22 protein-coding genes are annotated in these 20,324 nt (G+C 71.9%); 16 read left to right on the forward strand and 6 right to left on the reverse strand.

Annotation, left to right across the window (positions count from 1 at the left end):
* Positions 1 to 4 precede the first annotated feature (4 nt).
* Positions 5 to 763: a MerR family transcriptional regulator gene (locus AB3M81_RS03175; protein WP_412902448.1), complete on the reverse strand. Its 759-nt coding sequence runs from the start codon at positions 761 to 763 to the stop codon at positions 5 to 7.
* 48 nt (positions 764 to 811) lie between these two features.
* Here AB3M81_RS03175 and AB3M81_RS03180 point away from each other — a divergent pair, with 48 nt between their 5' ends.
* From AB3M81_RS03180 to AB3M81_RS03200, 5 genes are all read left to right on the forward strand, one after another.
* Positions 812 to 1,363, forward strand: a complete 552-nt coding sequence (locus tag AB3M81_RS03180) for a YqgE/AlgH family protein (RefSeq protein ID WP_412902449.1) — start codon at positions 812 to 814, stop codon at positions 1,361 to 1,363.
* 77 nt (positions 1,364 to 1,440) lie between these two features.
* Positions 1,441 to 1,713 (forward strand): DUF3039 domain-containing protein, encoded by a 273-nt coding sequence (locus AB3M81_RS03185; protein ID WP_412902450.1) that lies wholly within the window; start codon positions 1,441 to 1,443, stop codon positions 1,711 to 1,713.
* Positions 1,710 to 3,401, forward strand: a complete 1,692-nt coding sequence (locus tag AB3M81_RS03190; RefSeq protein WP_412902451.1) for a DEAD/DEAH box helicase — start codon at positions 1,710 to 1,712, stop codon at positions 3,399 to 3,401. Before AB3M81_RS03185 ends, AB3M81_RS03190 begins: the two co-directional genes overlap by 4 nt.
* A 40-nt stretch (positions 3,402 to 3,441) precedes the next feature.
* Positions 3,442 to 4,407 carry an alpha/beta hydrolase gene (locus AB3M81_RS03195; protein WP_412902452.1) on the forward strand — a complete coding sequence of 322 codons (966 nt, stop codon included), beginning with the start codon at positions 3,442 to 3,444 and terminating at the stop codon, positions 4,405 to 4,407.
* The gene (locus AB3M81_RS03200) at positions 4,404 to 5,231 is read left to right on the forward strand and encodes an oxygenase MpaB family protein (RefSeq protein ID WP_412902453.1); all 828 of its coding nucleotides are present in this window, start codon (positions 4,404 to 4,406) and stop codon (positions 5,229 to 5,231) included. The genes AB3M81_RS03195 and AB3M81_RS03200 overlap by 4 nt, the downstream gene beginning before the upstream one ends.
* Before the next feature lie 121 nt (positions 5,232 to 5,352).
* Here the strand turns inward: AB3M81_RS03200 and AB3M81_RS03205 are convergent, their stop codons facing one another.
* Positions 5,353 to 6,384 (reverse strand): aminotransferase class V-fold PLP-dependent enzyme, encoded by a 1,032-nt coding sequence (locus AB3M81_RS03205; RefSeq protein ID WP_412902454.1) that lies wholly within the window; start codon positions 6,382 to 6,384, stop codon positions 5,353 to 5,355.
* A 56-nt stretch (positions 6,385 to 6,440) separates the two neighbouring features.
* Here AB3M81_RS03205 and AB3M81_RS03210 point away from each other — a divergent pair, with 56 nt between their 5' ends.
* Positions 6,441 to 7,469 (forward strand): LLM class flavin-dependent oxidoreductase, encoded by a 1,029-nt coding sequence (locus AB3M81_RS03210; RefSeq protein WP_412902455.1) that lies wholly within the window; start codon positions 6,441 to 6,443, stop codon positions 7,467 to 7,469.
* A 122-nt stretch (positions 7,470 to 7,591) separates the two neighbouring features.
* On the opposite strand, the gene AB3M81_RS03215 is transcribed toward AB3M81_RS03210, so the two are convergent.
* The gene (locus tag AB3M81_RS03215; RefSeq protein WP_412902456.1) at positions 7,592 to 8,881 is read right to left on the reverse strand and encodes a nicotinate phosphoribosyltransferase; all 1,290 of its coding nucleotides are present in this window, start codon (positions 8,879 to 8,881) and stop codon (positions 7,592 to 7,594) included.
* Positions 8,882 to 8,936: 55 nt separating this feature from the next.
* On the opposite strand from AB3M81_RS03215, the gene clpS reads away from it, so the two are divergent.
* From clpS to AB3M81_RS03245, 6 genes are all read left to right on the forward strand, one after another.
* Complete coding sequence (gene clpS, locus AB3M81_RS03220) at positions 8,937 to 9,242, forward strand: ATP-dependent Clp protease adapter ClpS (RefSeq protein WP_412902457.1); 306 nt, start codon at positions 8,937 to 8,939, stop codon at positions 9,240 to 9,242.
* On the forward strand, positions 9,239 to 9,802 hold the full coding sequence (locus AB3M81_RS03225; protein ID WP_412902458.1) for a DUF2017 domain-containing protein: 564 nt from the start codon (positions 9,239 to 9,241) through the stop codon (positions 9,800 to 9,802). Before clpS ends, AB3M81_RS03225 begins: the two co-directional genes overlap by 4 nt.
* A 61-nt stretch (positions 9,803 to 9,863) precedes the next feature.
* On the forward strand, positions 9,864 to 10,337 hold the full coding sequence (locus AB3M81_RS03230) for a M67 family metallopeptidase (RefSeq protein ID WP_412902459.1): 474 nt from the start codon (positions 9,864 to 9,866) through the stop codon (positions 10,335 to 10,337).
* Position 10,338: 1 nt separating this feature from the next.
* Positions 10,339 to 10,617 (forward strand): MoaD family protein, encoded by a 279-nt coding sequence (locus tag AB3M81_RS03235; RefSeq protein WP_412902460.1) that lies wholly within the window; start codon positions 10,339 to 10,341, stop codon positions 10,615 to 10,617.
* A gap of 2 nt (positions 10,618 to 10,619) precedes the next feature.
* Positions 10,620 to 11,567, forward strand: coding sequence for a PLP-dependent cysteine synthase family protein (locus tag AB3M81_RS03240; protein ID WP_412902461.1), 948 nt, complete (start codon positions 10,620 to 10,622; stop codon positions 11,565 to 11,567).
* A gap of 39 nt (positions 11,568 to 11,606) precedes the next feature.
* Positions 11,607 to 12,581: a ribose-phosphate diphosphokinase gene (locus AB3M81_RS03245; RefSeq protein ID WP_412902462.1), complete on the forward strand. Its 975-nt coding sequence runs from the start codon at positions 11,607 to 11,609 to the stop codon at positions 12,579 to 12,581.
* Between the two features lie 64 nt (positions 12,582 to 12,645).
* On the opposite strand, the gene AB3M81_RS03250 is transcribed toward AB3M81_RS03245, so the two are convergent.
* Complete coding sequence (locus AB3M81_RS03250) at positions 12,646 to 13,083, reverse strand: MarR family winged helix-turn-helix transcriptional regulator (protein WP_412902463.1); 438 nt, start codon at positions 13,081 to 13,083, stop codon at positions 12,646 to 12,648.
* A 52-nt stretch (positions 13,084 to 13,135) separates the two neighbouring features.
* Between AB3M81_RS03250 and AB3M81_RS03255 the strand changes: the two genes are divergently transcribed.
* Positions 13,136 to 13,552, forward strand: coding sequence for an organic hydroperoxide resistance protein (locus AB3M81_RS03255; protein ID WP_412902464.1), 417 nt, complete (start codon positions 13,136 to 13,138; stop codon positions 13,550 to 13,552).
* A gap of 111 nt (positions 13,553 to 13,663) precedes the next feature.
* On the opposite strand, the gene AB3M81_RS03260 is transcribed toward AB3M81_RS03255, so the two are convergent.
* Positions 13,664 to 14,884, reverse strand: coding sequence for an MFS transporter (locus tag AB3M81_RS03260; RefSeq protein WP_412902465.1), 1,221 nt, complete (start codon positions 14,882 to 14,884; stop codon positions 13,664 to 13,666).
* Positions 14,881 to 16,212 (reverse strand): GH1 family beta-glucosidase, encoded by a 1,332-nt coding sequence (locus AB3M81_RS03265; RefSeq protein ID WP_412902466.1) that lies wholly within the window; start codon positions 16,210 to 16,212, stop codon positions 14,881 to 14,883. Before AB3M81_RS03265 ends, AB3M81_RS03260 begins: the two co-directional genes overlap by 4 nt.
* A 164-nt stretch (positions 16,213 to 16,376) precedes the next feature.
* Between AB3M81_RS03265 and murI the strand changes: the two genes are divergently transcribed.
* The 3 genes from murI to AB3M81_RS03280 all read left to right on the forward strand — a co-directional run bounded on the left by murI (position 16,377) and on the right by AB3M81_RS03280 (position 20,245).
* A complete protein-coding gene (murI, locus tag AB3M81_RS03270; protein ID WP_412902467.1) occupies positions 16,377 to 17,183 on the forward strand; it encodes a glutamate racemase in 807 nt (268 codons plus the stop codon).
* Positions 17,180 to 17,941: an MBL fold metallo-hydrolase gene (locus tag AB3M81_RS03275; RefSeq protein WP_412902468.1), complete on the forward strand. Its 762-nt coding sequence runs from the start codon at positions 17,180 to 17,182 to the stop codon at positions 17,939 to 17,941. Before murI ends, AB3M81_RS03275 begins: the two co-directional genes overlap by 4 nt.
* A 117-nt stretch (positions 17,942 to 18,058) precedes the next feature.
* Entirely contained in the window at positions 18,059 to 20,245 is a 2,187-nt protein-coding gene (locus AB3M81_RS03280; RefSeq protein WP_412902469.1) for a choice-of-anchor J domain-containing protein, read from the forward strand.
* Positions 20,246 to 20,324: the final 79 nt, after the last annotated feature.

A 20,324-nucleotide genomic window follows, 5' to 3' on the forward strand; every position in this document is an offset into this window, starting at 1 on the left:
CCGGTCACTCGGCCGGGCGCTCGATCGCGAGCTCCTCGAGCTTGTGACCGATCTCGACCTCGATGGCCTCGCGCAGCACGCTGCGGAACATCGCCACCACGACCTGGCTGGCGATCGGGATGAGCTTGTCGATCTTCTCGAAGACGACCGGCCACTCCTCCGGGGGCAGGCCGGCGTCGAGGAACGGCTGCGCCACGTCGCGGCTGACGTGGTGGACGAACCGGTCCGAGATCTGCTCGAGGTGGTCGCGCATGTGCGGGACGATGTCGACCACGCTGTCGGGCGACAGGCCCAGCGAGACGGCGGCGCTGCCCGGCCGGACGACGCCCGGCTGCAGCATGCGGACCGTGTTCTCGTCGACCTGCTCCAGCAGGCCCAGCTCGATCATCTGCGCCAGCAGCTCATGGTCGGGGTTGACGCCCGCGAGCGAGGCCAGCTCGGCGCGGTCGATGAGCTCGGTGGGGTCCTCGTCGGACTCGGCCTCGAAGATGTTGATGAGGTCCAGCGCGACGCCCGCGGCGGTCGACGGGGACTTGAGGATGGACTCCTCGATGGCCGCCAGGGTGAAGCCGCGGCCCAGCAGCGTGCGGATCAGCACGAGCCGCTGCAGGTGGGCGTCGGTGTAGTAGCCCGTGCGGCCCTCGAGGCGCGGCGGGTCGATCAGTCCGCGGGTGGAGTAGGCGCGCACGTTGCGCACGGTCATCCCGGCGCGCTCGGCGAGCACATCGATGGTGAACTCCTCGGTGTGCCCGGCGTCTGCCATGGCGGCCAGTCTAGATGTAGCCCCCGTCACGTCCGGCATCATGGGGGTATGTCATCGGTGCGAGGACAGCTCCTGGTCGCCACCTCGGCGATCGGCGCCGGGCCGTTCTGGCGCAGTGTCGTCTACGTCCTCGACCACGACGAGGACGGGGCGCTCGGCGTCATCCTCAACCGCCCGTCCGAGGCGGGGGTCGAGGAGGTGCTGCCCGGCTGGGCCGCGTGGGTCAACGCGCCGGGCTGCCTGTTCGAGGGCGGCCCCGTGGCGATGGACTCCGCGCTCGCGGTGGGCGTGGTCACCGACGTCGGGTCGCGGCCGATCGGCTGGCGGCAGATGAGCGGCCGCGTCGGCCTGGTGGACCTCGACGGGCCCGAGCCGCAGGGCGGGGAGTTCCTCGGCCTGCGGGTCTTCGCGGGGTACGCGGGGTGGAGCACGGACCAGCTCGAGGTCGAGATCGCCGAGGGCGCGTGGATCGTCGTGCCGGCTCAGGAGAGCGACCTCATGTCGCCCTCGCCGGACCTGCTGTGGAGCGAGGTCCTGCGTCGCCAGCGCGGCGAGATCCGGTTCTGGGCGACGCTCCCGGACGACCCGGCGATGAACTGAGCGCGACACGCCGGACGCACCTGCGCAGACGTCGGCGCGTGCCCGCGGTGTCGTCGCCATCGCCTACGATGGGGGACGTGGGATTCTTCGGCCGCGGCACCCAGACCGTTCATGACGAGCGCACCGAGCAGCGCCTCGACAACGGCGATCACGAGCGCTTCAGCCACTACGTGCCGAAGGACAAGCTGACCGAGGCGATGGTCATGGGCACCCCCGTGATCGCGCTGTGCGGCAAGGTGTGGGTCCCCAGCCGCGACCCGCAGCGCTTCCCCGTCTGCCCCGAGTGCAAGGACATCTGGGAGAACTTCCAGCCCGGCGACGACGAGTCCGGGAGTGACTCCGACCAGTGAGCTCGGGCCTGTCTCTACGGGCCTGGCAGCGTGAGGCGTTCGAGCAGTACGCCCGCACGCAGCCGGCCGACTTCCTCACGGTCGCCACGCCCGGCGCCGGCAAGACGACGTTCGCGCTGACGATCGCCGCCGACCTGCTGCACCGGCGCGTCGTCGAGCGCGTCGTCGTGGTGACGCCCACCGAGCACCTCAAGAGCCAGTGGGCGCAGTCGGCCGCACGCTCGGGGATCGCGCTCGAGCCCAACCTGACCGGCGCGCTCGGCGCCCGCTTCGACGGGTACTGCGTGACCTACGCGGGCCTGGCCACCAACCCGGTCGGCCACCGCGTGCGCATCGAGCGCAGCCGCACCCTCGTGATCCTCGACGAGATCCACCACGCCGGCGACGCCCTGAGCTGGGGCGACGCGGTCCAGGAGGCGTGCGAGCCGGCCATCCGCCGCCTCGCGCTCACCGGCACGCCGTTCCGCTCGGACGACAACCCGATCCCGTTCGTGACGTACGCGCCGATGGGCGACGGCTCGATCTCCAGCGTCGCCGACTACGCGTACGGCTACGGAGAGGCGCTCAAGGAGGGCGTCGTCCGCCCCGTGCTGTTCATGGCGTACTCGGGCGAGATGCAGTGGCGCACGCGGGCCGGCGACGAGGTCTCCGCGCGGCTGGGCCAGCCGCTCACGCGCGACCAGACGGCGCAGGCGCTCCGCACCGCGCTCGACCCGAACGGCTCGTGGGTGCCGGCCGTGCTCGAGGCCGCGCACAAGCGCCTCGTCGAGGTGCGCCGCGACATCCACGACGCCGGCGGGCTGGTCATCGCGAGCGACCAGAACTCCGCCCGCGCCTACGCCAGGCTGCTCAAGGAGCTGACCGGCACCGACGTCACGCTCGTGCTCTCGGACGAGGCCGGCTCCAGCGCCAAGATCGCCGAGTTCTCCGCCGGCACCGACCCGTGGATGGTCGCGGTCCGCATGGTCAGTGAGGGCGTCGACGTCCCGCGCCTCGCGGTCGGCGTCTACGCCACGACGATCGCCACCCCGCTGTTCTTCGCCCAGGCCGTCGGCCGCTTCGTGCGCGCCCGGCGCCGCGGCGAGACGGCCTCGGTCTTCCTGCCCAGCGTCCCGGGCCTGCTCAAGCTGGCCGCCGACCTCGAGGCCGAGCGCGACCACGTCATCGGCCGTCCCGTCCACGACGAGGACGACCTGTTCGCCGCCGAGGAGGCGATGGTCGCCCGGGCCAACGCGTCCGAGGGCGCCAGCGACGAGCTCGGGAACCAGTACGCGGCCCTCGGCAGCGAGGCGCTGTTCGACCGCGTCGTCTACGACGGCGACGAGTTCTCCCCGATCGACTACGAGATGGTCGCCGGCGACGGCGAGGAGCTCGACTTCCTGGGCATCCCGGGCCTGCTCGAGCGCGACCAGGTGGCCGAGCTGCTGCGCAGCGCCCGCGCCCGCAAGCGCGAGGCGGCACCGGCGCGCGTCGAGGCCGACGTCGAGTACGAGCGCCGCGCCGAGCTGCGCCGCGAGCTCAACTCGCTCGTCGCCGCGTGGCACCACCGCACCGGCACCCCGCACGGCGTCACCCACAACCGGCTGCGCCACGAGTGCGGCGGCCCGCCCGCCGCGCAGGCCACGACCGACCAGCTGCAGCGCCGCATCGACACGCTGCGCGACTGGGCCCTGCGCGCCTCGGGATAGCCGCGTGACTCAGGTCACGCGAGCCCCCTAGGCTGACCGCGTGACCGCACCGCTCGCCCCCCGGACCCGGATCTTCGCCGCGCTCCTCGAGCGCCTCGCCACGCCCGTCGAGGAGGCGCAGGACCACGCCGCCCTGCGCGCCGAGCGTGACCGCCTCATGAGGACGGCGGCCGGCCGGCTCGTCTTCGGCACGCCGGACCGGCGCGTGCGGACCGAGAGCATCGAGATCCCGCTCAAGGGCCGTACGCTGCGTGCCGTCGTCCACCGTCCCACCGGCGTCGGCGGGGTCCGCCCGGTCGTGGTCAACTTCCACGGCGGCGGCTGGGTGCAGGGCTCGCCCGAGCAGTCGGCCTGGCTGGCCTCGCGCGTGGCGGCGGGCTCCGGCGCCGTCGTGATCTCGCCCTCGTACCGGCTCGCGCCCGAGCACCCGTTCCCCGCCGCGACCGACGACACGTGGGAGGCGCTGGGCTGGATCGCCGAGAACGCCGAGCGGCTCGGCATCGACCCCGACCGCCTCGCCGTCATGGGCGACAGCGCGGGCGGCAATCTGGCCGCCGTGGTCGCGCAGCGAGCCACCGCCGAGGGCCTCCCGCGCATCGCGGCGCAGGTGCTGATCTACCCCGCTGTCGAGATGTACGAGAAGTTCGCGTCCGAGCTGCGGATGCCGGACGAGCCGGTGCTCACCTCGGCCAACATGTCCGCGTTCGCCCACCTCTACATGGGTGACGCGTACGGCACGACCGATCCGCTCGCCTCGCCGCTGCGCGCGGAGTCGTTCGCGGGGCTGCCGCCGGCGTTCATCCTCACGGCCGACCACGACCCGCTCCTGGACAACGGCGTCAAGTACCGCGACGCGCTGCAGCGCGCGGGGGTGCCGGTGCAGTACCGCGAGTACGCCTCGGCGATCCACGGCTTCCTGAGCCTGCCGGGCGTGGTCCCGGTCGCGAAGCAGGCCGTCGTGGACATCGTCGACTACGTCGCCGCCCGGATCGTGATCCCGCGATGACCCGTCGCGCGAGGTCCGCCGGGCTCGACCCGCTGGTCGACTACGAGAGGATCTCGCGCGACTTCGGGCAGTACGACTTCCCGTGGGACCTGGAGCAGGCGCTGAGCTTCGCGCTGTTCCGGACCTACGCCGTGCCCTCGATCGGCCGGCTGCTGTACGACACCCAGCAGTTCACGACCGACACGCAGCGCCGGCACGACGACACCGCGCTCATCCTCGGCGAGATCGTCGACCAGGGCCTGGAGACCGAGCCGGGCCGGGCGGCGGTCCGACGGATGAACCAGATGCACGGCCGCCACGACATCGGCAACGACGACATGCGGTACGTGCTCGCGACGTTCGTGGTCATGCCGAATCGCTGGGTCAACCGCTACGGCTGGCGGCGCACCACGCCGGAGGAGGACGTCGCGGGCGTGCAGTACTACCGGCGGCTCGGTCGGCTCATGGGCATCCGGGACCTGCCCGAGGACCTCGCCGGGTTCGAGCGACTGCTGGACGACCACGAGGCGCGGCACTTCGCGTTCGACCCGAGGTCCAGGGCGGTCGCGGACGCCACGCTGGAGCTGTTCGTGACGTTCTACCCGCGGCTGCTCGCGCCCGTCGTGCGCCGCTTCAGCATCGCGATCATGGACCCGCACCTGCGCGACGCCTTCGGCTACGAGCACCCGCCCGCCTGGTTCGAGGCGGCGTCACACGGGGCGCTGCGCCTGCGCGGCCGCCTCGTGGGGCTCATGCCCGAGCGGCAGCGGCCCCGCCGGGTGCGCGACTCGCGCCGCATCCGCAGCTACCCGGGCGGCTTCCTCGTCGAGAACCTCGGCACCTGAGCCGTCCCGCGCGCCTTCTCCGCGAGTGGCGCAATCGTGCCCGCCACTCGGCGAGTGGCGGGCACTTCTGCGCCACTCGCGACCCCGTTCTGCGCCACTCGCCGAACGGGCCGGGCGACCGTCAGTCCGCGAGCGCCCCGAGCAGCCGGTCGAGGTCGTCCTGCGTGTTGTAGAGGTGGAACGCGACCCGCGCGCGGCCCTGCCGCACCGACGCGCGCAGTCCGGCACGCTCAAGCCGGGCAGCCGCGTGCTCGCGCGGGATCGACACGATCGCCGACTCGTACGGCTCGAGGTCGAGGGCCGCTCGCGCCTGCCGCGCCAGCCCCAGGCAGTGCTCGGTGACCGCGTCGAGCTCGAGTCCGGCGAGCCACGCCAGGCTCGTCGCGGCCGCGCGCACGCCGAACCACGCGGGGGAGACGTCGAACCGGCGCGCGTCCGCGGTCGCGCGCAGCGGCAGACCGTAGGTCGTGTTCCACGGGTCGCCGCCGCCGTACCGGTTGGCGTGGTGGGGGACGAGGCGCTCCGCGAGCGAGGGGGAGTAGGCGCCCCACGCAACGCCGGTCGGCCCGAGCAGCCACTTGTAGCCCGAGCTGGCGACGACGTCGGCCCACGCCACGTCCAGGCGCAGCCAGCCGACCTGCTGCGTGGTGTCGAGGACGACGATCGTGTCCTTGCCTGCCGTCGCCTCGCGCAGCGCGTCCAGGTCGATCCGGGCGCCGTCGGCGGACTGGACGGTCGAGACCGCGACGAGGTCGTGGCCGGCGGCGAGCTCGGGGAGCCGGTGCAGTGGCACCTCCGTGACGGTCGTCCCGCGCTCCGCGTGCGCCGCGAACGGGAAGCTGACCGAGGTGAACTCGCCCTCGGGGACGAGCACCGACGCGCCGTCCGGCAGTGCGGAGGCGACGGGCCCGAGCAGTGCGGCGACCGAGTGACCGACGGTCACCGACTCGACCGGGACGCCGGCCAGGGCGGCGAACCCCGCGCGTCCGGTCTCGATGTCGGCGTCGAAGTCGATCCCGGCGGCCGTGCCGTGCGCCCACGCGCGGTGCGCCTCCTCGAGGGCCTCGACGGCGGCTGCGGGCGGCAGCCCGTACGAGGCCGTGTTGAGGTAGCCCTCCGGGCCGATGAACGTCGCTCCGAACGCCTCGCGCATGGCTCGACGCTAGCGCCCGCGGGAATCCCCGGGCGGCGCTCGCCGTTGTGACGGGTGTGAAGCTCTCGGTCCTCGATCTCGTCCCTGTCCGCACCGACCAGACCACCAGCGACGCGCTGGCCGCCACCACGGAGCTGGTGCGGGCCGCCGACCGCCTGGGGTTCGAGCGCTACTGGGTCGCCGAGCACCACAACATGCCCGCCGTCGCCGCGACCGCGCCACCGGTCCTGATCGCCCACCTGGCCGCGCACACTGAGCGCATCCGCGTCGGCTCCGGCGGCGTGATGCTGCCGAACCACGCGCCGCTCGCCGTCGCCGAGCAGTTCGCGCTGCTCGAGGCCGCGCACCCGGGTCGCATCGACCTGGGCATCGGCCGCGCCCCGGGCTCGGATCCGGTGACCTCGTGGGCGCTGCGCGGAGCCGCCGGACGCGACGACTCCGACATCCAGAACTTCCCGCGCTACCTCGACGACGTCGTCGCCCTGATGGACGGTCGCGGCGTGCGCGTGCCGATCCCGAACCAGCAGTACGTCCTCAAGGCCACGCCGGTCGCGCAGGGTGCGCCGCAGCTGTGGCTGCTGGGCTCCTCGATGTACTCGGCGCACCTGGCGGCCGCGAAGGGACTGCCGTACGTCTTCGCGCACCACTTCAGCGGCCACGGCACGGCCGAGGCGCTCGAGGTCTACCGCAGCGAGTTCCGCCCCAGCGACGTGTGCGACCGGCCGACCACGTTCCTCACCGCGAACGTGGTCGTCGCCGACACGACCGACGAGGCCGCGGCGCTCGCGCTGCCGAACCTGCAGAACATGGCCCGCCTCCGGACCGGCAAGCCGATGGGCCCGGTGGACCTCGTCGAGGACGCCGAGGCGCTCGAGCTGGACCAGGGCATGGAGTCGCTCGTGGACTCGGGCCTGGCGCGCATGGTGGTCGGCGATCCCGAGACCGCGCGCAAGGAGCTCGAGGCCCTCGCCGCGCAGTTCGAGGTCGACGAGGTCATGGTCCACCCGGTCGCCTCGGCCCGCCGCGGCACCGACCCCCGCACCTCGCCCGCGCGGGTCCGCACCCTCGAGCTGCTGGCTGGCTGACAGTTTCCCCGGTTAAGCAGGTTTTCCTCCCACATGGCGAGGTTCTCTGTCACTTAGCGAGGATCGCGATCCTCGCTAAGTGACAGGGAACCTACTTAACCGGGGAAACCGCCACCCGCCCGTCAGTCCTCGTAGATCGTCGGGATGGCCGGGTCGCCCTTCGAAAGGCGCTTGGCCGCCGCGGGGAGCTCGCGCAGCGAGGCCTGCAGGCGCTCGCGCGCGTCCCGCAGGGTCGACGTGCTGACCCGCTCGCCGGACTCGACGAGCGGCACCATGAGCTCGCGGTCGTCGCCGTCGTCGCGCGGCTTGACGTCGATGCCGATGACCTCGGCCTCCGCGACGCCGCGCGAGGTGAGCCGGCGCAGCGCCGTCTTGCGGCCGCCGACCGACGCCTTGTCCTTGCTCTTCTTCGCGACGCCCACCAGCCGCCCGTCGGCGCCCTCGCGCGAGACGAGCTTGTAGACGAAGCCGCTCGTCGGGACGCCCGAGCCGGTCACGAGCGAGGTGCCGACGCCGTAGCCGTCCACCGGCGCCGCCGCCAGGGCCGCGATCGCGTACTCGTCGAGGTCGCTCGTGACCGTGATCCGCGTGTCCGTGTTCCCGGCGGCGTCGAGCTGCGCGCGCGTGGCCTGGGCGACGTCGGCGAGGTCGCCGGAGTCGAGGCGCACCGCCCCGAGCGCGCGCCCGCCCACCTCGACGGCCGTGGCGACGCCCTGCGTGATGTCGTACGTGTCCACCAGCAGCGTCGTGCCCTCCCCGAGCGCGCGGACCTGAGACGCGAACGCGTCGCGCTCGGAGTCGTGCACGAGCGTGAACGCGTGGGCCGCCGTGCCGGCCGTGGGGATGCCGTGGCGCCGTCCCGCCTCGAGGTTCGAGGTCGCCGCGAAGCCCGCGATGTAGGCGGCGCGGGCGGCCGCGACGGCCGACTCCTCGTGCGTGCGGCGCGTGCCCATCTCGATGCAGGGTCGGTCGCCGGCGGCGATCGTCATGCGGGCCGCGGCCGAGGCGATCGCCGAGTCGTGGTTGAGGATCGACAGGATCAGCGTCTCGAGGATCACGCCCTCGCCGAAGGAGGCGTCGACGCGCAGGACGGGGGAGCCGGGGAACCACAGCTCGCCCTCGGGGTAGCCCCAGATGTCGCCCGTGAACCGGTAGTCCGCGAGCCAGTCGCACGTCGCGTCGTCCACCACGCCCTGCCGGCGCAGGAACGCGATCTCGTCCTCGCCGAACCGGAAGTCGGCCAGCGCGTCGAGCACGCGTCCCGTGCCGGCCACGACGCCGAACCGGCGGCCACCGCCCAGCCGCCGGCCGAACACCTCGAAGACGCATCGCCGGTCGGCGGTCCCGTCGGCCAGCGTGGCCTGCAGCATCGTCAGCTCGTAGTGGTCCGTCAGCAGGGCGGTCGAGGGCATGCGCCCAGCCTAGGGCGCATGCTGCCCTCACGCGGACGAGCCGGAGGCAGGCACAATGGGAGGCGTGACCACACCCACCCCCGTCGAGACCGAGAAGCCCGAGGCGGACCTGTCCATCCAGCTGGAGGACCCGTGGGTGACGATCGTGTGGAACGACCCGGTGAACCTCATGTCCTACGTGGCGTTCGTGTTCCGGACGTACTTCGGCTACACCGAGGAGAAGGCGAAGCAGCTGATGCTGGCGGTGCACGAGGAGGGCCGCGCGATCGTCTCGAGCGGTCGGCGCGAGGAGCAGGAGCGGCACGTGCAGGCGATGCACGAGTACGGACTGTGGGCCACGCTCGAGCGGAGCGAGGTGTGAAGCCCTTCCGCCGCCGGCGCCGCGGCACCGTCACGGCGTCCTTCGACCTCAACGAGGCGCAGCTCATCGTCAACCTGACCAGTCAGGTCGTCGAGCTGCTGCAGGACCGCAACGGCCCGTCCGAGTCCGAGCCGGACCCGCTCGCGCAGCTCATCGGCATGACGGGCCCGGCCCTGCCGCCCGAGGACCCCGTGCTCGCCCGTCTGCTGCCGGACGCGTACCGCGACGCGCCGGACGACGCCGCCGAGTTCCGCCGCTTCACCGAGCAGTCGCTGTCGTCGGCCAAGGTCGCCAACGCCCACACCGTCATCGAGACGCTCGAGGAGGGCGGGCTCGACGTGGGCTCGAAGCACGTCGAGGTCGAGCTCGACGACGCCCAGGTCATGGCGTGGCTGCGCGCGCTCACCGACGTCCGGCTCGCGCTCGCCGTGCGACTGGGGATCGAGACCGACGAGGACACCGCCCGGCTGGCCGAGTCCGAGGACGAGGCCACCGTGGCGATGGGCGACGTCTACGACTGGCTCGGCTTCGTGCAGGAGACGCTCGTCCACGTCGCGTGACGGCGTCCGCAGGGCGGATGGCCGCCCGGGCCGCCGCGAGCGCTCGATAGACTCGGTCACCGTGTTGACCATCCTGCGCGAGCACGTGGACGCGATCGTCGCCCACGCGCGACGCGACCACCCGGACGAGGCCTGCGGCGTCATCGCCGGGCCGTACGGATCGGACCGGCCCGTCCGGCACATCCCGATGCTCAACGCCGCGATGTCGCCGACGTTCTACGAGTTCGACTCCGGCGACCTGCTGCGGCTCTACCGCGAGATGGACGACAACGACGAGGAGCCCGTCGTCATCTACCACTCGCACACCGGCACCGAGGCCTACCCGTCGCGCACCGACGTGAACCTGGCCTCCGAGCCCGGCGCCCACTACGTCCTGGTCTCGACGCGCGACGGCGCGCACGAGTCCGGCCCGGTCGACTTCCGCTCGTACCGCATCGTCGACGGCGAGGTCACCGAGGAAGAAGTTCGCATCGTCGACCGTTACACCGATGACAGCAGCACCGCTGACACCCCCCGAACCGAAGGTGAAGCCTGACATGACCGTCGAGGTCCGCATCCCCACGATCCTGCGTCCCCACACCGGGGGTGAGCGCGCCGTCTCCGCCGAGGGCGCCACCCTGTCCGCCCTGATCGACGATCTCGAGGCGAACCACGAGGGCATCAAGGACCGGCTCATCGACGGCGGCGAGCTGCGCCGCTTCGTCAACGTCTACGTCAACGACGAGGACGTGCGCTTCACCGGCGGCCTCGAGACCGCGATCTCCGATGGCGACACGGTCGTCATCCTGCCCGCCGTCGCGGGCGGCGCGGCCTGAGCATGCGCTACGACTCGCTCGTCGACTCGGTCGGGCACACGCCCCTGATCGGCCTGCCGAACCTCTCGCCGAGCGAGGACGTGCGGGTCTGGGCCAAGCTCGAGGACCGCAACCCGACGGGCTCGATCAAGGACCGCGCGGCCCTGTCGATGATCCTGGCGGCCGAGGCCGACGGGACGCTGCGCCCGGGCTGCACGATCCTCGAGCCCACGAGCGGCAACACCGGCATCTCGCTGGCGATGGTCGCGCGCCAGCGGGGCTACCGGCTGATCTGCGTCATGCCCGAGAACACGTCGGTCGAGCGGCGCCAGCTGCTCACGATGTTCGGCGCCGAGATCATCAGCTCGCCGGCCGCGGGCGGGTCCAACGAGGCCGTGCGCGTCGCCAAGGGGCTCGCGGCCGAGCACCCGGACTGGGTCATGCTCTACCAGTACGGCAACCCGGCCAACGCCGACGCGCACTACCGCGGCACGGCCCCCGAGCTGTTCGAGGACCTGCCCGAGATCACGCACTTCGTGGGCGGCTTGGGCACCACCGGCACGCTCATGGGCGTGGGCCGGTTCTTCCGCGAGCACAAGCCCGACGTCCGCATCGTCGCTGCCGAGCCGCGCTACGGCGAGCTCGTCTACGGCCTGCGCAACATCGACGAGGGCTTCGTCCCCGAGCTGTACGACGCCTCGCTCATCGACTCGAGGTTCTCGGTCGGCCCCCGCGACGCCGTGCGCCGCGTGCGTGAGCTGATCGACGCCGAGGGCATCTTCGCCGGCATCTCGACCGGCGCGATCCTGCACGCCGCGCTGGGCCAGGCCGCGAAGGCCGTCAAGGCGGGCGAGCGCGCCGACATCGCCTTCATCGTGTGCGACGCAGGCTGGAAGTACCTGTCGACCGGCGCCTACGAGGGCACGATCGACGAGGCCGAGGACCGGCTCGAGGGACAGCTCTGGGCCTGAGGTGTCCACGGGGGCGCGCGAGGCGCTAGCCTTCGACGCGTGAGCGACATCGTGGTCTTCTCCGGAAGCGCCCACCGTGCCCTGGCCGAGGAGATCTGCAGCAATCTCGGCGTCGCGCTGAGTCCGTCCGAGACGACGCGGTTCAGCAACGACTGCCTGCAGGTGCAGCTGCTCGCCAACTGCCGCCAGCGCGACGTGTACATCGTCCAGCCGCTCGTGCCGCCGACGCAGGACCACCTCATGGAGCTGCTGCTCATGGTGGACGCCGCGCGCGGCGCGTCGGCCGCCTCGGTCACGGTGGTCGTGCCGCACTACGCGTACGCCCGCTCGGACAAGAAGGACGCCTCGCGCATCTCGATCGGCGGCAAGCTGGTCGCGGACCTGATGGCCACGGCGGGCGTCGGCCGCGTCGTCACGATGACGCTGCACGCGCCGCAGGTCCACGGCTTCTTCTCGATGCCGGTCGACCACCTGACGGCCCTCGGCGAGCTCGCCGAGCACTACCGCGCGCAGGACCTCAGCAACTCGATCGTCGTCTCGCCGGACTTCGGCAACGCCAAGACGGCCTCGCAGTTCGCCCGGCTGCTGGGACTGCCCGTCGCGGCCGGCAGCAAGCAGCGCAAGGCCGACGACAAGGTCGTCATCGACACGATCGTCGGCGACGTCGCGGGCAAGCGCGCGATCGTCCTCGACGACGAGATCGCCACGGGCGGCTCGATCATCGAGCTCATGGACAAGCTGGAGGAGTTCGGCGTGACCGAGGCGTCGGTCGCGTGCACGCACGGCCTGTTCGCGGGCAAGGCGGTCGAGCGGCTGCGCTCCCACCCGGCCATCACCGAGGTCGTCACGACCGACACCGTCCCGGCCCCGGCCGACTGGCCCGAGCTGACGGTCCGCTCGGTCGCCCCGCTGTTCGCCGAGGCGATCGCCCGCATCCACGCCGGCGAGTCCGTCTCCAGCCTGTTCGACGGCGTCGATCCGGCGCACGCCCCGCCGCAGCCCAAGCTGTTCTGACCCGACCCGCTGAGTTGCACGTTCGGCCGCTCGCGCACGGCGTGTCGGCGGCCGAACGTGCAACTCAGCGCTCCAGCTCCTCGATGAGGCGGTCGAGGAGGCCACGCAGGGCGCGGCCGTCGGCCTCGGTCATGCCCATGCCCTCGACGAGGCGCGCCGGGACGTCGGCCACGCGCGGGCGCAGGGCCCAGCCATCCTCGGTCAGGCTCACCAGGACCCGACGCTCGTCGCCGCTGTCGCGACCGCGGGTCACGAGGCCGGCCGCCTCCAGGCGCTTGAGCAGCGGCGTGAGGGTGCCCGAGTCCAGGTGCAGCAGGCGGCCGAGCTCGCCGACGCCGAGCGGCCCGTCGGCCTCCCAGAGCGCCAGCAGGCACAGGTACTGCGGGTAGGTCAGGCCGACCTCGGCGAGCAGCTCGGTGTAGCGGCGGGTCACCGCACGCGACGCCGCGTACAGCGGCAGGCAGATCTGCTGGTCGAGCGCGAGCTGCGGGTAGTCGTCCACTCGTCGAGTTTATCTGTTGTCCTATTCGATTGCGCGCAATAGAGTTGTGCGCATGAAGCCTCTCTACACCGCCAGCGCCGTCGCCACGGGCGACGGCCGCAACGGCCACGTCGAGTCCACCGACGGCATCCTGTCCGCCGACGTCCGCACGCCCAAGGAGATGGGCGGCGCGGGCGGCGCCACCAACCCCGAGCAGCTCTTCGCCGCCGGATACGCGGCCTGCTTCCACTCCGCTCTGCGCCTCGTCGCCCAGAAGGCGGGCGCCGACGTCTCGGAGTCCGAGGTCGTCGCCGACGTCTCGATCGGCGACAACGGCAACGGCGGCTTCGGCCTGGCCGTGGCCCTCGAGGTGACGCTGCCGAACGTCGCGCGCGAGGAGGCCGAGAAGCTCGTCGAGCAGGCCCACCAGGTGTGCCCGTACTCGAACGCCACCCGCGGCAACATCGAGGTCGACCTCAGCGTCGCCTGACGCCCGTCGATCCCGCCCCGTCCGGGCGACTTCTGGAACGGGATCCACCCTTCTCGCGAGAGCGGGCGTGGATCCCGTTCCGAAAGTCGGGCAGGGGGCAGCACGCGGCGGTCAGCGGACGCCGCGGATGCGCACGACCGCGACGGCGCCGACGAGCCCCACGACGGCCGCCGTGACGTACAGCGTCGTGTAGCCGCCCAGCTGCGTCACGATCGGTGCCGCGATCACGGGCGCGATGACCTGCGGCAGCGCGTTCGCGATGTTGATGACGCCGAGGTCCTTCGCGAACCCGGCCTCGTCGGGCAGCACCTCGGTCACGATCGCGAGGTCGACCGCGAGGAACGCGCCGAAGCCGATGCCCAGCACGACGGCCGCCACGAGCACGCCGGTCCAGGTCTGCCAGAACGCCAGCAGCAGGGCCGCGGCCGCCATGACGACCCCGGCCCAGACCACGAACACCTTTCGGCGCTCCACTCGGTCGGACCAGCGGCCCGCGACCACGGCCGAGACCGCGACCACCACCGAGTTCAGGGCGATCACCACGAACACGCCGCCCTCGGGATCGTCCACGCCGACCGCCTCGGACAGGAAGTACAGCAGGTAGAGCGTCGCGATGCCGTTGCCGAGGTTGACCACGAACCGCGTGAGCCACGCCCACGCGAAGTCCGGATACCGCGTCGGCGAGACCCAGAACGACCGCGCGAACGCGCCGAGCGAGAACACGGGACGGTCGCGGACCGGCGCGTCCGCGCTGCGCAGCAGGTACGGCAGCGCGCTGAGCAGCAGGAACGCCGCGCACGCGAGGTAGCCCCCGCGCGTGCCGCCGAACGCGATCGCCAGGCCCGCGCCGACGAGGATGCCCAGGGTCTGGCCGAGCCCGACGAGTCCGCCCGCCCACGCGCGCTGCGGGACCGGCACCCGATCCGGCAGCGTGGCCGTGATGGCGGCGAGCGAGGCGTTGACCGACGCCTGCACCAGGCACCAGCCCACGACGACCTGCCAGAACGCCGTCGCGCCGGACAGGATCGTCAGGCCGAGGGCGCCGACCAGCGAGCCGCCCGTGATCCACGGGACCCGGCGGCCGAGGCGGCTGCGGGTCCGGTCCGAGAGCGCCCCGAACAGGGGGTTCGCCACCATCGAGATCGCCGCGCCGACGCCGGTCACGACCGCGAGGGCCGTCTCCTTCCCGTCGCCCACGAGCGCCTCGGTCTGCTGCGGCAGCAGCACCGCGAGCGGTCCGAAGAAGGCGACGTACGTGCCGAGGTTGACCAGTCCGACCGAGAGCAGCCACGGCAGCCGGACGGGCGCCAGCCGCTCGGTGCCTGAGGTCACCGCTCGCCCTTCTGCGCCGTGATGAGCTCGCGGTACCAGTGGAACGAGTCCTTCGGGATCCGCTGCTGCGTCGCGTAGTCCACGTACGTCAGGCCGAACCGCTGCGAGTAGCCCTCGGCCCACTCGAAGTTGTCCATGAACGACCAGTGGAAGTAGCCGCGCACGTCGACGCCGGCCTCGATCGCGTCGTGCAGGGCCCGCAGGTGCGCGGCCGTGTAGTCGATGCGCCGCTGGTCGCGCACGCGCCCGTCGGCGCCGGGAACCTCGTTGAACGCGCCGCCGTTCTCGGTGATGACGATCGGGGGCAGGGCGTCGCCGTAGGTCTCGCGCAGGCCGACGAGCATCTGCGTGAAGCCCTCCGGGATGATCGGCCAGCCGAAGTCGTTGTACGTCAGGCCCTCGGGGGTCACCATCTCGAACGGGATCTGCGAGCCCGGGGCGGCAGCGGCGACGTACTGCGGGTTGTAGGAGTTCACGCCGAGGAAGTCGATGGGCTGGGCGATCGTCGCGAGGTCGCCGTCCTGCGCGACCGGGTCGACGATGCCGGCGAGCGGCCACGTGCCGAGCAGGATCGGGTCGAGGAACGCCCGGTTGTAGACGAGGTCGAACAGGGCGGCCGCGTCGTGGGACTCCTGCGTGTCGTCGATGGGGCGGATCTGCGCGTGGTTGTTCGCCGGGCCGACCCGGTGAGCGCCCGCCGCGCGCAGCGCCTGCACGGCCTTGCCGTGCGCGAGCAGCTGGTGCCACGCGACCTGCAGGGCGCCGAAGCCCAGCTGCTTGCCGGGCGCGTGGATGCCGTTGCCGTGGCCGAGGAGCGTGAACACGACCGTCTCGTTGAGCGTGAACCAGCGCGCGACGCGGTCGGCGAGTCGCTCGCCGACGACGTGCGCGTACTCGGCGAACCGCTCGACGACGTCGCGGTTCTCCCAGCCGCCGTCGGCCTCCAGCACGACGGGGGAGTCCCAGTGGAAGAGCGTGGCGCTCGGCTCGATGCCGTGCTCGAGCAGCGTGTCGACGAGGCGGTCGTAGAAGTCCAGGCCGCGCGGCTCGACGGTGACCGCGTCCGGCATGATCCGCGGCCACGCGATGGAGAAGCGGTACGCGTCGACGCCGAGGTCGGCCATGAGGGCGACGTCCTCGCGGTACCGGTGGTAGTGGTCGCACGCGACGTCCCCGGTGTCGCCGTTCAGGGTCCGGCCGGGGATGTGGCTGAACTCGTCCCAGATCGATCGCCCGCGTCCGTCCTCGTTCACCGCCCCCTCGATCTGGTAGGAGGCGGTCGAGACGCCCCACACGAAGTCGCTGCCGAAGTGAGGTACGTCACTCATGCGCCCATCCTGCCCGAGTCGGGACGGTTCCGGGGGAGGGTTCGCCGCGGGTCGCGGCGTGGGCGTCCCGAGGCCGTGACTCTCGCCACGCGCGACGCGGGAGGGACGGACGTAACACCGGGTTGACTGCGCTTTGTCCGTCCGACCTGTCTACCCTCTGACGTGTGAGCGACGCACCCATCGGCATCTTCGACTCGGGCTTCGGTGGTCTCACCGTGGCGCGGGCCGTGCTGGACCAGTTGCCGCACGAGCCGATCGTCTACCTGGGCGACACGGCCCGGCAGCCGTACGGGCCCAAGCCGATCTCCGAGGTGCGCGAGTACGCCCTCGAGTGCCTCGACCACCTCGTCGCGCAGGGCGTCAAGGCGCTCGTCATCGCCTGCAACTCGGCCAGCGCCGCCGTGCTGCGCGACGCGCGCGAGCGGTACGACGTGCCGGTCGTCGAGGTCATCCTGCCGGCCACCCGCCGCGCCGTGAACGCCACGCGCAACGGCCGCGTCGGCGTCATCTGCACCGTCGCCACCGCCACGTCGCGCGCCTACGACGACGCGTTCGCCGCCAACCCCGGCATCGACCTGCACACCGAGACGTGCCCGCGCTTCGTCGAGTTCGTCGAGGCCGGCGTGACGGGCGGTCCCGAGCTGCTCGCCGTCGCCGAGGAGTACCTCGCGCCGCTCAAGCGCGCGGGCGTCGACACGCTCGTGCTGGGCTGCACCCACTATCCGCTGCTCACGGGCGTGCTGGCGTACGTCATGGGCGACTCCGTGACCCTCGTGTCCAGCGCCGAGGAGACCGCGAAGGACGTCTACCGCCTCCTCGCCTCGCACGGCCTGGAGCGGGACCCGTCGCTGCCCGCGCCGTCGCACCGCTTCCTCACCACGGGCCGCCCCGAGGAGTTCGCCGCGCTCGGCCGCCGCTTCCTCGGCCCCGAGGTCGAGTCGGTCGACCAGTTCGCGTGGGTGACGGTGTGAGGCTCACGATCGTCGGCTGCTCCGGCTCGTTCCCCGGACCCGACTCCGCCGCCAGCTGCTACCTGGTCGAGGCGCCGTTCGAGGGACGCACCTTCCGGCTGCTGCTCGACCTGGGCTCGGGGGCGCTGGGGCCGCTGCAGGACTACATCGACCTGCGCGACATCGACGCGATCAACCTCTCGCACCTGCACCCGGACCACTGCTTCGACATGAGCGGTCTCTACGTCGTGCGCAAGTACCACCCGCAGGGCCGGCCGCCGCGGCTGCCGGTCTACGCGCCCGCCGGCGCCGACTGGCGACTCTCGGACGCGTACGGCACCACGGCGCCGAACGGCATGACGCTGCCGTTCGAGTTCCACGCCCTCTCGGACGGCTTCGAGACGAAGATCGGACCGTTCACGATGCGCACGTACCGCACGCCGCACCCGGTCGAGGCGTACGCGACGCGCATCGAGCACGACGGCAGCGTCCTGGTGTACTCCGGCGACACGGGTCCGGACGCGGGCCTGGTCGAGTTCGCCCGTGGCGCCGACCTGCTCCTGTGCGAGGCCTCGTTCGTCGAGTCCGCCGAGAATCCGCCGGACCTGCACCTGACCGGGGCCGACGCGGGCCGGCTCGCCACCGACGCGCAGATCGACCACCTCCTGCTCACGCACATCCCGCCGTGGACCGATCGGGACGAGGTCGAGGCCGACCTGCGGACCTCCTACGCGGGCGCCTACCGGCTCGTCCAGCCCGGCGACGTAGTCGAGTTGTAACTCGGCAGGGGATTGTCGGACTCGGTACAGGGGGAGTTACATGGCTCACGGTGCCGAACACCTGCGCATGAAGGTGCACGTGTGGTCCGGGGGGACAGGCGCCGAGAGAGGCAGATCGTGAAGATCGCTGGGAAATCACTCGCCCTGGCCGCCGCGCTCGCGGCCTCGGCGCTGACGGTGCCGACACTGGGCACCACCGCCACCGCCGCGCCGAAGCCCACGGGCGTCGCCGATCCGCGGCCGTTCCACCCGTCCGAGGACCTCAAGGACGTCACGTTCAAGGGGAAGAAGGTCGACACCTCGCTGCAGTACCGGGCGAAAAAGTCGATGCGTCGCAGCGCCGCGCCCGCCGCGGGGACTCCGGCCGTCGGCACGGTGCGCGACCTGCTCGCGCTCGACGACGTCGCCGGCGAGATCTACGGCAAGGAGTACACGCTGCGCGGCGTGGGCGACCACATCGAGGTGTGGGTCGCGAACGACATCGCGTTCCCCGAGGGCGACTGCCGCGGGGACGACGCCGCGGTCGTGACGGACGCGCAGGTGGCCGACCTCGTCAAGGAGTTCGACACCAACATCTACCCGAAGGAGTCCGAGGCGTTCAGCACCCCGCCCGACCGCGACGGCTCCGGCGCGCTGCTCGACGGCCTCGACTTCACCGGCGACGGCGACAAGATCGTCACGCTCGTCGACAACGTGCGCGACGACAACTTCTACGACTTCGCCGAGAACCCCACGTACATCGCGGGCTTCTTCTGGTCGGTGTTCAACGAGTACATGGACCGCAACGTCATGACGATCGACGCGTTCGACTGGGCGCACCGCACGGGTGCCGACCCCGCCGACGAGCCGACCGACGACAACTGCACGTCGCGCCCGGCGCGCCCGCGCCTGTACGAGGGCACGTTCGCGCACGAGTACCAGCACCTGCTGCAGTACTACACCGACGCGAACGAGTCCATCGCCGTCAACGAGGGCCTGTCGGACTTCGCGCAGACGCTCGTCGGCTACGTCGACGGCACCAAGACGGTGGAGGAGAAGGGCAGCGACAGCCACCTCTACTGCTTCCAGGGCTTCGGCACGGTCAAGACCGAGGCGAACACGAACCCGCGCGACTGCGGCGGCCCCGAGAACTCGTTCAACCTCTGGGACGAGGGCAGCAACTCGTCGGGCGTGCTGGCCGACTACGGCCACGCGTACCAGCTGATGCTGTACCTGTTCGACCGGTTCGGCCAGGACTTCATCTCGGCGCTGCACCGTGACGGCGCCGACCAGGGCATCGCGGGCATCGAGAAGCAGCTCGAGGCCGAGGGCACCACGTTCCGCAAGGTGTTCCACGACTTCCAGTCGATGACGCTGCTGGACCGGACCGTCGGCGACGCCCGCAAGGCGCTCCTGCTGGGCGCCTCGCGCTCGACCGTGACCACGCCGAGCCTGCGCTCCGCGGTGAACCTGGCCAACCCGGCCGCGTACGCCACGCCGGGCGCCGCGCCCAACGGGGCGGACTACGTCCCGCTGACCGTGAAGGGCAAGGCCGTCAAGGGCTCGGACCTGCGCAGCCTGTCCTTCAAGGGCGACACGACGCTGCCCACGCAGCCGCTGAGGTGGACGTCCGTCACGGACGATCCGGACAGCCCCGGCGACGCCGTGCTGTTCTCGGGCAACGCCAACAGCCTCGACGTCGCGGCGGTCACGCCGGTCAGCGTCCCGGCGGGCGACCCGACGCTCACGCTCGAGGCCAAGTACGGCGCCGAGGAGGGCTACGACTACGGCTACGTGCAGGTGTCCACCGACGGTGGCGCGACCTACACGTCGGTCGCGGGCGACAGGACGGTCGAAGGTCCGCAGGGTCCGGCGCTGGCCGGCACCACGGACGGCTTCGAGCCGCACTCGTTCGACCTCTCGGCCTACGCCGGCCAGGACGTCCTGCTGGCGTTCCGCTACATCTCGGACGGCGGAGTGAACGAGGGCGGCCTCAAGATCGACGACGTCAAGGTCGGCGGCACGCTCGTCAGCGACGGCTCGAACCTCGGCGCCTTCAAGTCGCCGACGCAGATCCGCCCGACGCCGGTCGAGAACTGGCACGTCAAGCTCGTCGGCATCCGCCCGGGCAAGGTGCCGTACGTCGCGCAGGTCGCGTGGAACGGCAAGTCGTCCATCACGCTCGACAAGGTCACGCGCCTGAAGCTGCTGCCGGCCAAGCAGGTCGTCGCGATCGTGAGCTTCGACGACTCGACCGAGATGGTCCAGCAGTACGCGCCGTACACCCTCACGGTGAACGGCCAGGTCCAGCCCGGCGGGCGCTGACCGATTCCCCGGTTAAGTGGGGAAACTGTCACTGAACGTGGTTCGCAACCCACGTTCAGTGACAGGAAACCCACTTAAC

It is taken from the genome of Aeromicrobium jepli, assembly GCF_047246605.1.
GTDB lineage: Bacteria > Actinomycetota > Actinomycetes > Propionibacteriales > Nocardioidaceae > Aeromicrobium.

What these genes read in the sequence shown, in the direction of transcription:
- AB3M81_RS03175 (WP_412902448.1), bottom strand. Translation starts at nt 763, where the DNA reads ATGGCAGACGCCGGGCACACCGAGGAGTTCACCATCGATGTGCTCGCC.
- AB3M81_RS03240 (WP_412902461.1), top strand. Translation starts at nt 10,620, where the DNA reads ATGCGCTACGACTCGCTCGTCGACTCGGTCGGGCACACGCCCCTGATC.
- AB3M81_RS03235 (WP_412902460.1), top strand. Translation starts at nt 10,339, where the DNA reads ATGACCGTCGAGGTCCGCATCCCCACGATCCTGCGTCCCCACACCGGG.
- AB3M81_RS03180 (WP_412902449.1), top strand. Translation starts at nt 812, where the DNA reads ATGTCATCGGTGCGAGGACAGCTCCTGGTCGCCACCTCGGCGATCGGC.
- AB3M81_RS03265 (WP_412902466.1), bottom strand. Translation starts at nt 16,212, where the DNA reads ATGAGTGACGTACCTCACTTCGGCAGCGACTTCGTGTGGGGCGTCTCG.
- AB3M81_RS03205 (WP_412902454.1), bottom strand. Translation starts at nt 6,384, where the DNA reads ATGCGCGAGGCGTTCGGAGCGACGTTCATCGGCCCGGAGGGCTACCTC.
- AB3M81_RS03200 (WP_412902453.1), top strand. Translation starts at nt 4,404, where the DNA reads ATGACCCGTCGCGCGAGGTCCGCCGGGCTCGACCCGCTGGTCGACTAC.
- clpS (WP_412902457.1), top strand. Translation starts at nt 8,937, where the DNA reads ATGGGAGGCGTGACCACACCCACCCCCGTCGAGACCGAGAAGCCCGAG.
- AB3M81_RS03255 (WP_412902464.1), top strand. Translation starts at nt 13,136, where the DNA reads ATGAAGCCTCTCTACACCGCCAGCGCCGTCGCCACGGGCGACGGCCGC.
- AB3M81_RS03215 (WP_412902456.1), bottom strand. Translation starts at nt 8,881, where the DNA reads ATGCCCTCGACCGCCCTGCTGACGGACCACTACGAGCTGACGATGCTG.